General features: G+C 43.6%; 16 protein-coding genes. 1 reads left to right on the top strand and 15 read right to left on the bottom strand.

Annotated features, from left to right (window positions below; genetic code table 11):
• Positions 1 to 225: 225 nt before the first annotated feature.
• The 7 genes from QSJ37_RS15720 to QSJ37_RS15690 are packed head-to-tail and all read right to left on the bottom strand — an operon-like array spanning position 226 to position 5,809.
• Positions 226 to 1,215, bottom strand: coding sequence for a biotin--[acetyl-CoA-carboxylase] ligase (locus QSJ37_RS15720; protein ID WP_285756052.1), 990 nt, complete (start codon positions 1,213 to 1,215; stop codon positions 226 to 228).
• Positions 1,173 to 2,387, bottom strand: a complete 1,215-nt coding sequence (locus tag QSJ37_RS15715) for a CCA tRNA nucleotidyltransferase (protein WP_285756051.1) — start codon at positions 2,385 to 2,387, stop codon at positions 1,173 to 1,175. Before QSJ37_RS15715 ends, QSJ37_RS15720 begins: the two co-directional genes overlap by 43 nt.
• Before the next feature lie 4 nt (positions 2,388 to 2,391).
• Entirely contained in the window at positions 2,392 to 3,519 is a 1,128-nt protein-coding gene (bshA, locus tag QSJ37_RS15710; protein ID WP_285756049.1) for an N-acetyl-alpha-D-glucosaminyl L-malate synthase BshA, read from the bottom strand.
• A gap of 2 nt (positions 3,520 to 3,521) precedes the next feature.
• On the bottom strand, positions 3,522 to 4,232 hold the full coding sequence (bshB1, locus tag QSJ37_RS15705) for a bacillithiol biosynthesis deacetylase BshB1 (protein ID WP_285756048.1): 711 nt from the start codon (positions 4,230 to 4,232) through the stop codon (positions 3,522 to 3,524).
• Positions 4,222 to 4,644, bottom strand: coding sequence for a methylglyoxal synthase (mgsA, locus tag QSJ37_RS15700; protein WP_015864258.1), 423 nt, complete (start codon positions 4,642 to 4,644; stop codon positions 4,222 to 4,224). Before mgsA ends, bshB1 begins: the two co-directional genes overlap by 11 nt.
• A gap of 26 nt (positions 4,645 to 4,670) precedes the next feature.
• A complete protein-coding gene (gene dapB, locus QSJ37_RS15695) occupies positions 4,671 to 5,471 on the bottom strand; it encodes a 4-hydroxy-tetrahydrodipicolinate reductase (RefSeq protein ID WP_015864259.1) in 801 nt (266 codons plus the stop codon).
• Positions 5,471 to 5,809 carry a nucleotide pyrophosphohydrolase gene (locus QSJ37_RS15690; protein WP_285756046.1) on the bottom strand — a complete coding sequence of 113 codons (339 nt, stop codon included), beginning with the start codon at positions 5,807 to 5,809 and terminating at the stop codon, positions 5,471 to 5,473. Before QSJ37_RS15690 ends, dapB begins: the two co-directional genes overlap by 1 nt.
• A gap of 143 nt (positions 5,810 to 5,952) precedes the next feature.
• Here QSJ37_RS15690 and QSJ37_RS15685 point away from each other — a divergent pair, with 143 nt between their 5' ends.
• Positions 5,953 to 6,822 (top strand): YitT family protein, encoded by an 870-nt coding sequence (locus tag QSJ37_RS15685; protein WP_285756045.1) that lies wholly within the window; start codon positions 5,953 to 5,955, stop codon positions 6,820 to 6,822.
• 27 nt (positions 6,823 to 6,849) lie between these two features.
• Here the strand turns inward: QSJ37_RS15685 and ypjB are convergent, their stop codons facing one another.
• From ypjB to QSJ37_RS15645, 8 genes are all read right to left on the bottom strand, one after another.
• Positions 6,850 to 7,638 carry a sporulation protein YpjB gene (gene ypjB, locus QSJ37_RS15680; protein WP_285756044.1) on the bottom strand — a complete coding sequence of 263 codons (789 nt, stop codon included), beginning with the start codon at positions 7,636 to 7,638 and terminating at the stop codon, positions 6,850 to 6,852.
• Positions 7,639 to 7,697: 59 nt separating this feature from the next.
• A complete protein-coding gene (lhaT, locus tag QSJ37_RS15675) occupies positions 7,698 to 8,291 on the bottom strand; it encodes a lipoprotein heptaprenylglyceryl N-acetyltransferase LhaT (protein ID WP_062678519.1) in 594 nt (197 codons plus the stop codon).
• Between the two features lie 78 nt (positions 8,292 to 8,369).
• Positions 8,370 to 9,137, bottom strand: a complete 768-nt coding sequence (locus QSJ37_RS15670) for a menaquinol-cytochrome c reductase cytochrome b/c subunit (protein WP_285756042.1) — start codon at positions 9,135 to 9,137, stop codon at positions 8,370 to 8,372.
• A gap of 47 nt (positions 9,138 to 9,184) precedes the next feature.
• Complete coding sequence (gene qcrB, locus QSJ37_RS15665; protein ID WP_015864265.1) at positions 9,185 to 9,859, bottom strand: menaquinol-cytochrome c reductase cytochrome b subunit; 675 nt, start codon at positions 9,857 to 9,859, stop codon at positions 9,185 to 9,187.
• 3 nt (positions 9,860 to 9,862) lie between these two features.
• Complete coding sequence (locus QSJ37_RS15660; protein ID WP_285756040.1) at positions 9,863 to 10,369, bottom strand: QcrA and Rieske domain-containing protein; 507 nt, start codon at positions 10,367 to 10,369, stop codon at positions 9,863 to 9,865.
• A gap of 149 nt (positions 10,370 to 10,518) precedes the next feature.
• Positions 10,519 to 10,974, bottom strand: coding sequence for a YpiF family protein (locus tag QSJ37_RS15655; RefSeq protein WP_285756038.1), 456 nt, complete (start codon positions 10,972 to 10,974; stop codon positions 10,519 to 10,521).
• Between the two features lie 86 nt (positions 10,975 to 11,060).
• Entirely contained in the window at positions 11,061 to 11,594 is a 534-nt protein-coding gene (locus QSJ37_RS15650) for a ReoY family proteolytic degradation factor (RefSeq protein ID WP_285756037.1), read from the bottom strand.
• A 57-nt stretch (positions 11,595 to 11,651) separates the two neighbouring features.
• A complete protein-coding gene (locus tag QSJ37_RS15645) occupies positions 11,652 to 12,908 on the bottom strand; it encodes a tetratricopeptide repeat protein (protein WP_285756035.1) in 1,257 nt (418 codons plus the stop codon).
• Between the last annotated feature and the right edge of the window lie 8 nt (positions 12,909 to 12,916).

The following is a 12,916-nucleotide window of genomic DNA, read 5'->3' as shown; positions in this document are numbered from 1 at the left end:
CACCGAACAAAAAAACCTTCTTTCTCTACCTTGAGAAAGAAGGACGCTTATCGCAGCAATCGGCTGAGTTCATCCCTCTGTCCAAGTCCTTCTAAGGATCAAGGCAGATCGTTTTTTATTTGATTGTTCCTTCTTGCCCGGTGCAGTTCTTTTGCAAAAGATACTGCCCATTTCCTTGTTAGTTCGTATTTTAACAAAATTATTACATTTTTTCTAGATGAATGTTTATAATTGAATATCGGCAGAGTGAATATAATGGATATGTTTTTCTTCATCTTCAAGCATGAGCACACCTTCATCGGTAATGCCCAGTGCAATTCCTTTGATCGTCCCGTTTAACGTTCGGGCGGTAATTTCTTTTCCGATGCTTGTCGCATATCCTTCCCATAATAGTTTAATGGGACGGAAGCCATATTGTAAATACTGTTGATATAATCTTTCAAGCCGCAGCAGAATTTCTTGGACCAGCTGTGCACGTTGAATGCGCTCCCCTTTTTCAATGGCGAGCGATGTGGCAATCGTGCGAATTTCTTCTGGAAATTGATCCAATGTTTGGTTGACATTAATGCCCATGCCGATAATCACCGAATGAATCCGATCAGGGTCTGCTTGCAGTTCCGTTAAAATACCGACACACTTTTTTCCATTGATTAAAATATCGTTGGGCCATTTAATGTCCGGGATGATGTTCGCTTTTTCTTGGATCGCTTGCGCAATCGCAACAGCCGTTAACAAAGTAAGCTGCGGCGCTTTTTGCGGCGGAATTGGCGGACGTAAAATGAGACTCATCCATATCCCCGTTCCTTTTGGAGAAAACCATTTGCGGTCCATCCGTCCGCGTCCCGCTGTTTGCTGTTCCGCGATCACAAGCGTCCCTTCTTTTGCTCCTTCATACGCAAGGTGCAAAGCGATCTTTTGCGTAGATGTTACTTCCTCTTCAAAATGAATATAGCGGCCGAACGTTTCCGTCTTTAAACCAAGTTGAATTTCATTTGCTGTCACTTTATCAGGAGTTTTTACAATGCGGTAGCCGAGACGGCGCACCGCTTCTAATTCAAACCCTTCTTTCCGCAATTCTTCGATATGTTTCCAAACAGCTGTACGTGAACAACCTAGCACTTCGCTAATTTTTTGTCCAGAAATAAAATCTCCATTCGCCTCTGAAAATAGCTCTAACAATTTTCTCCGCGTATCAGATTGCGATGAATGAGCCATTCGTGAATCCGCTCCTTATGATTATCTACTTCTCCATGAATAACCGCTCGTTCAATGAGTGTCAATATCTCTTTTACCCAAGGCCCTCCCGGTTTGCCAAACCATTTCATGATGTCGTTGCCGCTTACTGCTAATTCTTTCTTTGTTTTAATCGGAAGAGACATAAACAATTCGTTTAGTTTTTTTCGATTTTCCTCCACATTTTCGCCGCTTGCCACTGAACGAATCGTTTCCGCGGCAATCGCATGCTCAAGTCCGAATTCAAATAATCGCTCTTTCGTCCAATCACTGCTTGAAGGAATCGTTTTTAAAATCTGTAACGCCATCTCCACTTCTTTGATCAGCCGATTCGGCAGCTTCCACGCTCGTAAAAAGTCAGCGGCCGAATCGATGCAAAGGATATAGCATAAAAATCCCCACCGCTGCCCGCGTGAATCAAGCAGCCTCCAATCATAGCGGGCAGCTGCCTGCAATTCATTCTCTTTTCCACGCAGCATCGGTAAATATAAAAACAATCCTGTTTCTACTAGTAAAGACAAAGCTCGGCTGGCAAACGGACCCTCAAGCAGCTTTTCAAACTCCATCGTCATCCGTTCCACCGAAATATGGGCAAGAAGCGCAGCGTTTTCCATAATCGCCTGCTTTGTTTCTTCATCAAGGGAAAATCCTAACTGACTAACAAACCGGATCGCGCGCATCATCCTTAACGCATCTTCTGAAAAACGTGCTTTTGGATCACCGACCGTGCATATGATACGATTTGCAATCGCCTCTTGCCCGCCAAATGGATCGATCAACTTTCCTTCTGCATCCATCGCGATCGCATTCATCGTAAAATCACGGCGCTGTAAATCTTCATAAAGAGATCGGACAAACGTAACCGATCCCGGCCGACGATAATCTTCATATTCACTTTCTGTTCGAAACGTTGTCACTTCGTAGGAAACTCCGTTATGGACAACCACTACCGTTCCGTGTTGCGAACCAATATCAATCGTTTTCGGAAATAATTGCATCACTTCATCTGGCAGCGCGGATGTAGCAATATCAATATCGCCAATTTCTCGATTTAATAAAAGATCGCGCACCGCACCGCCTACAAAATACGCTTCATATCCGTGTTGCTGCAATGTTTGAATAATGCCGAGCGCTTTTTGAAATGGTTCTTTCATCACCTCACCCCTTTGCCAGTGAAAAATAAATATCTTCATATTGTTCCACAATTTGTTCCGAGTAAAATTTTTGATATACCGTTTGAACCGCTTGCTTGGCCATATACATGTGAAGATGTTTGTCTGTTAAAATGCGAAGCGCTTTATTTGCCACTTCTTCCACATTTCCAAGCTCACATAAAAACCCTGTTTTACCGTCTTCAATTACTTCAGGAATGCCGCCGATCGTCGTACCAATGCAAGGAACGCCGCAGGCCATCGCTTCTAATAGCACAAGACCAAAGCTTTCTTTTTCTGATAATAGCATTTTCACATCGCTAATCGAATATAATTCATCGAGCTTGTCTTGTTTTCCTAAAAAGCGTACATCATCACTAAGTCCAAGCTCTGTCACAAGGCGGCTGACGACAGTCATTTCCGGCCCATCGCCGACAAGCAGCAGTTTCGCAGGCAGATGCTTGCGAATGAGAGAAAAAGCGCGCACAACATCGGGAACCCGCTTGACCTTTCGAAAGTTGGATACATGAATGATGACTTTTTCGTTCTCATCAATCCCATATTCTTTCTTTAAATGATTGGCATTTTTTTTGTGATATACACGCTCGTCCACAAAGTTATAGACGGTTTGGATCGGTTTTTGCACGTCAAGAAGCTCATACGTCTGCTTGACAAGCGCGTTCGAAACGGCGGTGACAACATCTGATTGCTCAATTCCAAATTTAATCATATCGCTCAACGATGGATCATATCCAAGCACCGTAATATCCGTTCCGTGCAATGTCGTAACAATTTTTAATTTCCCGCCTACCATTTGCCTCGCCAATACAGCGCAAACCGCATGCGGAACGGCATAGTGGGCATGCAACACATCGAGCCGCTCCCGCTTCGCCACTTCAGCGATTTTGCTTGCCAGAGCTAAATCATATGGCGGATATTGAAATACAGAATATTGATTGACACCCACTTCATGATAATAAATGTTGCCATACACTTTATTGAGACGAAACGGCATGCTCGAAGAAATAAAATGAATTTCATGTCCTTTTTCTGCCAGTAATTTTCCCAATTCGGTCGCTACGACACCAGAGCCGCCTACTGTTGGATAACAAACAATCCCTATTTTTAGCTTCATTTTCACACTCCTAATAAATCATTGAAAATCTTTATTGGTTTTTTCGTAAAAAACCCTTCGGCAAACGCCACTCCGACTTCTTTTCCTAATAACCGCTCACGGCTTTCCACCATTTCAATATAACCGTCTGTAAGCGGTGTATCGACAGATCCAGCCGCTTTTGTAAATTGGCTTTCATAGGAGCGCAAACTGGCTAATTTTTTGTCAATCGTATCACTAATATCGATGACAAAATGCGGGCGTTCCCACGCGTTAATCATATAGTAATAGACGGAATGAACGCGATGTGCCGGCAAGTCCGGCTCTGTTTTATAGCGGCGGATGCCAGCGGAAAACACCGCCTCTTCCACAAGATGTGCGCAGCGGCCATGATCCGGATGCCGGTCCACCCAATAAGGGGCAAACACAACGCGCGGGCGGTATCGGCGAATCACCGAAACAATGCTTTTAACCGCTTCTTCTGTCACATATAAGCCGCGGTCCGGAAGGCCAAGATTTATTCTTGTAGCCACTCCTAATATATCCGCAGCCTCCCTTGCTTCTTTTTGCCGCAATTCCACCGTTCCGTTTGACGATAATTCGGCTAATGTTAAATCGCAAATGCCAATGCGATATCCTTTTTCGGCATATTTGGCAATCGTTCCACCCATCCCGATTTCGACATCATCCGGATGGGCGCCGAACGCTAACATATGTAATTGCTCATAATCCATTTATTTCACCTTTTCTTCCACGAACAATGTTTCTCCATGCAAAATCGCCGCGCTCTAACCCTTTAATTAAAATTTCCGCCGTCCCCATATTTGTCGCAAGCGGCACCGAATATACATCGCACAAACGAATTAATGCGCTGACATCCGGCTCATGCGGTTGCGCGGTTAGCGGATCACGGAAAAATATCACCATATCCATTTCATTGCGGGCAATCATTGCGCCAATTTCTTGATCTCCACCATATGGTCCTGATTGAAAGCGATGCACTTTCAGTCCTGTCGCCTCTTGAATGCGAAGACCTGTTGTCCCGGTCGCATACAATTCATGCTGTTCTAAAATCGGCTGATAGGCAGTAACAAACTCAATCATATCCGCTTTCTTTTTATCATGCGCGATTAACGCGATCTTCACGATAGCACCCCCGCTTAGTGGCCGTTTTACTCGATAATGTGTTCCAAACCGTATACGAGCGTATGCAATTTCATGACTGTTTCTACTGACAATTTTACTCCAGACATGAACGAAGCGCGGTTGAACGAATCATGGCGAATCGTTAACGCTTGTCCATTTCCGCCGAAAATCACTTCTTGATGAGCGATAAGCCCCGGGAGGCGAACACTATGAATCGGTATGCCGTCATATGTTGCGCCGCGCGCTCCGGCAAGCGTCTCCTTCTCATCCGGATGGCCTTGTTTTTTTGTCGGGCGTACCATCGAAATAAGCTGTGCCGTTTTCACTGCGGTTCCGGATGGAGCATCGAGTTTTTGGTCGTGATGTAATTCGATAATTTCAACATCAGGAAAATATTTCGCCGCCATTTGCGCAAATTTCATCATTAAAATGGCCCCAATCGCAAAGTTAGGCGCAATGATCGCTCCAATTCCTTTTTCTTCCGCTAACGTGGTAAGACGTTGAATATCTTCATCCGTAAAACCGGTTGTGCCAACGACAGGACGGACTCCGTAGCGAAGCGCGATTTCAGCATGTTTTTTTCCTGCTTCCGGTGTCGTTAAATCGATGAGCACATCCGGTTTAATTTCTTCAAAGCAGCGGGCAGCATCGGTATATATCGGGGCGTGAATGCCGGAAAATCCTTCGACATCTGCTAAATTTCCCCCGTCATTTTTACGGTCAATGACGGCAGCAAGCTGAAAATGATCGGTCTTTTGTACAAGGGAAACTGCTTCGCGCCCCATTCGGCCACGCGGACCGGCAATGACGATACGGATTGTCTCCATTATGCTTCCTCCTCTTCTTTTCGCGTCCAGCGGTTTTTATCACGCGTACGAAACTTTTCCATCACCATATCATGTGCTTGTTGCAAATCGATATGGAGAGAGTTGGCAAAACAGATAAGGACAAATAACAAATCCCCTATCTCTTCTTCAATGGTTTTTTCCTTTTCCGTCTGTTTTTTCGGCTTTTCACCATAATAATGATTCACTTCCCTCGCCAATTCGCCAAGCTCTTCGGTAAGTCTCGCAAGCATGGCGAGCGGGCTGAAATACCCTTCTTTAAATTGGCTAATATATTCGTCTACCTCTTGTTGCAGCTGCTTCATCGTCTTTTCTTGCATAAACGTCACCTCTCATGTTTTCATGTTAGCTAAAAGCAACGTTTTTGACAAATATTTTTGCGCCTAACGCGCGCACATTGCTTATACAAACAACTTCATCTATAATTAAGGACGCTGACTACTATGAAAACGGAGGTAGCCATATGATTTTCGGGCTAAAAATAAAAAATATTATTTTCATTTTACTTGGTGCTGCCATTTTTGCGTTTGGACTTGTCCATTTCAACATGCAAAATAATTTAGCAGAAGGCGGCTTTACAGGAATTACGTTGCTTCTTTACTTTTTATTTGACATTGATCCATCCATTACAAACTTAGCGTTAAACGTTCCCCTCTTCTTTATCGGTTGGAAATTGCTTGGGCGCAATTCGTTTTTATATACGATTATCGGAACAGTAGGCCTTTCTCTTTTCCTCTGGATTTTTCAACGTTACGCCATTCATATGCCGCTAAAGCATGATATGACGCTAGCGGCGTTATTTGCTGGTGTATTTATCGGCGTCGGTCTGGGCATTATCTTCCGTTACGGCGGAACCACAGGCGGTGTCGACATTATCGCGCGACTTGTCCATAAATATAAAGGGATTAGCATGGGAAAAACGATGTTTACGTTTGATGCTGTCGTTATTACTCTTTCATTGCTTTACCTTTCTTACCGCGAGGCAATGTATACGCTCGTTGCGGTGTTTATCGCCGCCCGCGTCATCGACTTTATGCAGGAAGGCGGATATGCGGCGAAGGGAGCAACGATTATTTCAGAAAAAAGCGAGGAAATTGCCAGCAAAATTTTAACGGAAATGGATCGCGGCGTAACGATTTTAAAAGGGCGGGGCTCTTATACGAAACGCGATCGGGATATATTATATTGCGTGGTGGCGAAAAACGAACTGCCTCGTTTAAAAAACGTCATTATTTCTGTTGATCCCCATGCGTTTGTCGCTGTCACCGACGTCCATGATGTGCTTGGTGAAGGTTTCACACTCGATGAACGGAAGCAGCCGCTAGAACAATAAAAAGGGGCGCCCCTCGCCCCCTTTTCCCTATTCGTTTTCATGGGTGCGGTTTTTTTCTTTCTCCCCGCGATATTTCCGCCATCCAACATAAGATAGTGTCAATACAATCATTCCTCCGGTAGAAATGATCACCCATATTAAAGATGGATCGGCTTCGTCTTTTTTGACGCCGTCAAATAACGTCTGTAAGTCTGCGCGCATATTTTTTAAATGTTTTTGCTGATCTTCTTGGCTTAATTGTTGAAATGCCGGTGTTTGCAACATTTCAATCTCTTTATCTATTTTTTTCGCTTCCTCAGGCTGCACATCAATTTTGACGCTTGGCTCAATCAGCTCATAATGGTTTAAAAATTGACGTAGAGAGGCGGCAAATGCTTCCTCTTTTCCTTGTTCTACCGCTTTCTCAAGCTGATCAAACGACCCCATCACTGTTGTTTCCATCTCTGACCAAAGAGGTTGATGTGTCGAATGAATCGCATCAACGACAAGGCGAAACTGTGTTACTTTATCAATTCTTTCCTCCTCCGGCAATGAGGATGCTGTTACCGTTTTCAATGCATTTTCGTGAGTAATCGTGATCGCGCGAAGTTCATCTGCTGTTTTAAGCCGGTCCCGAGCGTTCATTTGAAAAAACTGATCAGAAAAATACGTCAATACTTCCTTTGCTTCTTCGAAACGTCCATTTTTCGCCAACTGTAACGCTTGATCAGAAATTTGATCCAGTTTTTTCCAACAACCATCATTTTCGGCGGCGTAATTATGCAATGGAAATAAACAAATGAGCGTGATAAAAGCAAATAGCCATATTCGCTTCATTCTTGTCCCTCCTCCATTAACTATTTACAATGTATGAAGGAGTGGACAAGAGTAGACCATTAATTTAATGAAAGAAAAAGTCTCCCTTTTCGTACACATAACATATAACTAATCGTGATCGAAATGATGCTAAGCCAAAACGTAAAATAACCGATTGGCGGCATATATTGATTTAAAACGCTGTAACGCGGCATCATTCCAAAAACATAATCGATGATGTCATTATGTAACGTCCAAACCGCGGCGAACGCTAAATGAGGCAAGCGAAACCGATAAAACGGAGCATATAATATTCCCTCGACCGCCATGGCACCGTGAGAAATGATTAACATCCATCCTGCGACATCAAGCGTTCCCGTCACTTTCCATACTAACAAGTTCATCACGACCGCCCAAACGCCATACTTCACTAATGTCACGATTGCCAGCGCTTCGAGCAGCGGAAAATGACGGCCGAACAAAAACGCAGTCAGAACTAGCACAAAAAATAAACTAGCGGTTGGGCTATCTGGAACAAACGGCAAAAAAATTGGCGGCGTCTCCGCTAATTGATAACGATACCATATATATCCGTAAATCGTCCCGATCACGTTGACTATAAGCAAAAGCCATAACACGGAACGATGGGCAAGCAATGGAAAAAAACATTTCATGAATACACACCTGCTCTCTGCTTTTCCTGAATGAAAAAAGCTGACTAATCATAGCCAGCTTTTTTCTCGATGAACCGTTTATTTCTCTTTTAATCCTGCAATGAATTCAGCGAGCTTTTTCAACTCTTCGTCCGTGCCTTTGAAGATACCAGCAGGCATGCCGCCTTTACCTTCTTTCGCGATTTTCGCGATTTCTTCCGGTTTCAAGCCTGTGCCAATAAGCGATGGCGCAGCCGCACCGCCGGATAAGTTTTCACCATGGCAGGACGTACACGTGTTAGCTTGGGCAATTTTATATCCTTCTGCGTTTTTATCGATTTCCACTTCCGCCCGGATTTTCCCTTGTTCAGCAGCTTTTTTCCAGTCGTGCGTAACAACGGCTTCCCAAGTTAAATATACCATTGACGCAAGCGTTAAAAGCATCATTCCGGTAGCAACCGGACGCTTCCATGGACGACGTTCCGGACCGCGATCCAAAAACGGCGCTAACAATAACGCACCAAATGCCAACCCTGGTATAATAATTGCCCCGACCACTGTATAAGGACCTGATGCATACGAATATTTAAGCAATTGATATAAGAACAAGAAATACCAGTCCGGAAGCGGAATATATGCCGTGTCCGTCGGATCAGCGATACGCTCTAATGGAGATGGATGGGCGACCGTCAAACATAAAAAACCGATCAAAAAGACGGAGCCAACCATCCATTCTTTTAATAGGAAGTTCGGCCAAAACGCTTCCGTTTTCCCGGGATATTCCGAATAATCTTTTGGAATATTCGGCTTTCTCACTGCGGGCACGCGGGAATCGCCGACAAATTTCATTCCTTTTCCGCGATGCATTGCATGTTTCCCTCCTTTTTCTTCTCACTAAACAGCGTTTATGCGAATCACAGTGGACCAGAAATACCTTGTCTGCGAATCATTAAGAAGTGCGCAGCCATTAAGCCGAGCAATGCAGCAGGCAAGAAGAAAACGTGAATCGCAAAGAATCTTGTTAGCGTTTGCGCACCGACAATTTCCGGGTCTCCTGCGAGCAACGTTTTAATGGCCGGGCCAATAATCGGCGTTGCTTCAGCGATTTGCAAGCCTACTTTTGTCGCAAATAGCGCTTTCATATCCCATGGCAATAAGTAGCCGGTAAAACCAAGCCCCATCATGACCATGAAGATAAGTACACCAACGATCCAGTTTAATTCGCGTGGCTTTTTGTATGCACCTTGGAAAAAGACGCGCAACGTATGTAAAAACATCATGACAATAACAAGGCTCGCCCCCCAGTGATGCATACCGCGGACGATTTGTCCGAACGCCACTTCATTTTGTAAATAATAAACCGATTCCCAAGCGTTTTTAATATCCGGAACGTAATACATTGTTAAAAACATTCCAGATAAAATTTGGATAACAGTAACAAAAAATGTTAATCCGCCAAAACAATAAACAAATGCGGAAAAGTGATGGGCCGGGTTAACATGTTCCGGAACTTCATGGTCAGCGATATCCCGCCACAAAGGCGTAATATCTAAACGCTCGTCAACCCAGTCATAAAGCTTATTTAACACGTATTACGCCTCCCCTCGTGGTTTCGCTTTACCTAAGTATAATTTGCCGTCTTTCACTTTGTACTCGTAACGGTCTAGCGGATGAATCGGCGGCGTTCCAGGAACATTTGTACCGTCTTTAGTGTAACGCCCGTAATGGCAAGGACAGAAAAATTGGTTCGGATGTTCCTTGTCCGTATTCCAGTCTACCGTACAGCCAAGGTGTTTACAAATCGGAGACAGCGCTACGATTTCTCCTTTTTCGTCTTTATACACCCATGCGGATCGCGGCTCTTCCGACTCATACCAAGCGTCTTTTATTTTCACTTTGAAATCAAAACGCTTTGGTTCAGTCGTAATGTCCTTTACATCTGCTACCGCTACCATGTCCGTTCCCGCTTCATCCTTTAAAATTGGATCAACAGCAAAACGGACCATCGGCATTAGCATGCCAGCAGCCATAAAGCCGCCTACACCAGTTAACGTGTAGTTTAAAAATTGACGTCTTGTTACGCGGTTTTTTTCACTCATCGTCTTCCCCCCTCTATACAAAATGAAGTCCAACCGGACGGTATTTGTATAACACAATATAAAACTAGGACATTCTAATGATAGCTCATTCAGCGTACAAGGTCAATATCGTCATCGCTTTAACCTTTCAACTTCTTCATCACGCTGCTTCATGACCATTGCGAAATGAAAAAGTTCAGCAACTGAGATGTTTGTTCGCGAATGATTTCTTGCTTATATGATTCATCCATATCCTGCAGTGGAATCGCCGGCACCATCCACAGCCTGCCAGAAAGCTGATTTTCATATTCTTTCCATGTACGGTCACATGTCACATAAAAAACATGCTTCATCCCATGTTCCATCAGCTGTCTTGTCCAATCCCCAAGCCGCCGAATGAGTTCTTCACGCTGTTCGCTCATAAAATACGTAAATGGCGGAAATAAAAACAACCTCCCCTTTAGTTGACGTTCCGCCTCATGAACAATTAGCTGCACAAACTCTCCTCCGGATGCAGCCGCTTTGGCGCCATCGGCAATCGTAATCGGAATAAGCGGAATTAAAGCTGTGTCAATATAATCTTTTTCTTTCACATATATCTCCACATCTGCTGCTACCCACTTCATGCACATTCCCCTTCTTTTCAACGTCATTTTCTTTATCACCATACCATATTTTTTGCAAAAAGAAAAACCTTGCGTTCCGCAAGGTTTCACAACTGTTTCAACTGATCAGTAAGGCGGCGAAATGCCTCTTCGTCTTGACGATCTAGCGCGTCGTCAATGAGTTTCATTAACCGTTCTCGTTGAAATTCATAAAGCGATTTTTCTAAAAATTGCTCAGCCAACCGCCGATCGTTTTCATTTACTTGCACTTGTTTTGGAGCATATGGGTTTTCTTCTAATACTGCGACATATTGCGGCGAATGGAAAGAAGCACGGAAATTCAACTGGATATAAATATCTTCATCCCGATTTAAACGAATGTCATGAAACGATTTTTCCGCATCTGTCGTCATGACATTGCCTTTATAAAAACGGAACGGAACATCATCGACACAATGGGTTGACATGATGATGCCACGCGGACAATATTGGGCATTTTCCACAAAATGAACCTTTTGCATCAGCTGATCATGGCTCATTAGATAGTTTAAAATCCAGACACATTCCCGGCGTTTTAACTGGTAATGATTTAAAAACCAACGAATAAACTCTTTTTTCTCATTCACGGATACATGCGTCATTATGCGCTTTCCCCCTCAATCGTTTTCCAAGAAAGAGGTGATATTCACCGCAATCCCCTACTCCTCCAATTGAAGCAATATGTCTGCTGCCTCTATGTGCCCAGGATCGAGACGTACGATTTGTTGAAATATTTCTTTCGCTCTCTCTCTATTTCCTTCTTCGATCAGAAAATAGCCATATTCTTCAAGAAAATCAACATTATCCTTAAAGAAAGTATATGCCTCTTGATAATGGTTTAATGCATCAGAATACATCTCAAGCTTATGTTTTGCGCGCGCTAAATCCCATTCAAACTGAGGATCATACTCCCCTTGTGCCATCACTTCTTCCAAGCAGGAAACGACTTCTTCATATCGCTCTTGATGCAATAGCAACGCACATAACGTAGTCAGCGCCTCGATATATCCTTGGTCAATCTCGATGGCTTTGCGCAGCCACGACTCTGCTTCATCCGGTTTTTTTAGTTTTAATGCGACTTTTCCGGCATATAACAATAATTCTTTATTCCACTCATCAACGTGAATCCCTTCTTTTGCAATTTCATAGCTTTTCTCAAGCTGTCCTTCTTGCTCATATGCTTTGGCTAAATATAGATAAAGCGGCACATATTCAGGGTCAAGCTCTTTTAGCTCGCTTAACTTTTCGATTGCGGTTCGGTAATACTCCGCTTGAAACGCCGTAAATCCATAACCGAATAATGTCCGGCTGTCGATTTTTTCTTGCAGCGCTTCGTCGTAATATGGCAATGCCTGCTCAAATTCCCCGCATAAACTGAGCGCTTCGGCGAGCCGTTCCGGAATGTGAGTACCGGCAATCGTCTTTTCTTTTTTTAATACTTTTTCATAAAACGGTATGCTTTTTGGATATTGTCCCGTCGAAAAATATAGCTCTGCTAACGCAAACTGAATAATCGGCTCATCCGGCATTTTTTCATATGCTTGTTGGAGCTTTCGTTCACTTACTTCCTCGAGCCCTTGCATTTGATACAAGTCAGCGGCAATCAGACACGCACGGGCAAAAAGGGGATCATCTTCATCGATTTGTTCTAAAATTTCAAGCGCTTTTTCTTCCTCTTCCAGCTCTGTGTATACTTCAGCTAAAAATAGCCGCACTTCTCCTTCATCAGGATAACGAAGCGATAGCTCCTCAAGCAATTCTTTCGCTTCTTCTAACATTCCCCATGAATATAAATAATCCGCAAGCTCGTATTTTTCTTCATCACTGCCATTTTTTTTGATGTCAGGCACAAGTGCTAATGCTTTGTCTACTTCTCCGTTTTCCACAAGACGAACGATTTCCTCGATTCGTTTCATATGCATAA

This window comes from Parageobacillus sp. G301 (genome assembly GCF_030268025.1).
Lineage (GTDB): Bacteria > Bacillota > Bacilli > Bacillales > Anoxybacillaceae > Parageobacillus_B > Parageobacillus_B toebii.
This window is presented reverse-complemented; position numbering and strand designations above follow the sequence as displayed.

Bases quoted from the DNA above. Each gene is read 5' to 3' on its own strand.
- QSJ37_RS15720 (WP_285756052.1), bottom strand. From the start codon at position 1,215: ATGGCTCATTCATCGCAATCTGATACGCGGAGAAAATTGTTAGAGCTA.
- QSJ37_RS15715 (WP_285756051.1), bottom strand. From the start codon at position 2,387: ATGAAAGAACCATTTCAAAAAGCGCTCGGCATTATTCAAACATTGCAG.
- bshA (WP_285756049.1), bottom strand. From the start codon at position 3,519: ATGAAGCTAAAAATAGGGATTGTTTGTTATCCAACAGTAGGCGGCTCT.
- bshB1 (WP_285756048.1), bottom strand. From the start codon at position 4,232: ATGGATTATGAGCAATTACATATGTTAGCGTTCGGCGCCCATCCGGAT.
- dapB (WP_015864259.1), bottom strand. From the start codon at position 5,471: ATGGAGACAATCCGTATCGTCATTGCCGGTCCGCGTGGCCGAATGGGG.
- QSJ37_RS15690 (WP_285756046.1), bottom strand. From the start codon at position 5,809: ATGCAAGAAAAGACGATGAAGCAGCTGCAACAAGAGGTAGACGAATAT.
- QSJ37_RS15685 (WP_285756045.1), top strand. From the start codon at position 5,953: ATGATTTTCGGGCTAAAAATAAAAAATATTATTTTCATTTTACTTGGT.
- ypjB (WP_285756044.1), bottom strand. From the start codon at position 7,638: ATGAAGCGAATATGGCTATTTGCTTTTATCACGCTCATTTGTTTATTT.
- lhaT (WP_062678519.1), bottom strand. From the start codon at position 8,291: ATGAAATGTTTTTTTCCATTGCTTGCCCATCGTTCCGTGTTATGGCTT.
- QSJ37_RS15670 (WP_285756042.1), bottom strand. From the start codon at position 9,137: ATGCATCGCGGAAAAGGAATGAAATTTGTCGGCGATTCCCGCGTGCCC.
- QSJ37_RS15660 (WP_285756040.1), bottom strand. From the start codon at position 10,369: ATGAGTGAAAAAAACCGCGTAACAAGACGTCAATTTTTAAACTACACG.
- QSJ37_RS15655 (WP_285756038.1), bottom strand. From the start codon at position 10,974: ATGAAGTGGGTAGCAGCAGATGTGGAGATATATGTGAAAGAAAAAGAT.
- QSJ37_RS15650 (WP_285756037.1), bottom strand. From the start codon at position 11,594: ATGACGCATGTATCCGTGAATGAGAAAAAAGAGTTTATTCGTTGGTTT.
- QSJ37_RS15645 (WP_285756035.1), bottom strand. From the start codon at position 12,908: ATGAAACGAATCGAGGAAATCGTTCGTCTTGTGGAAAACGGAGAAGTA.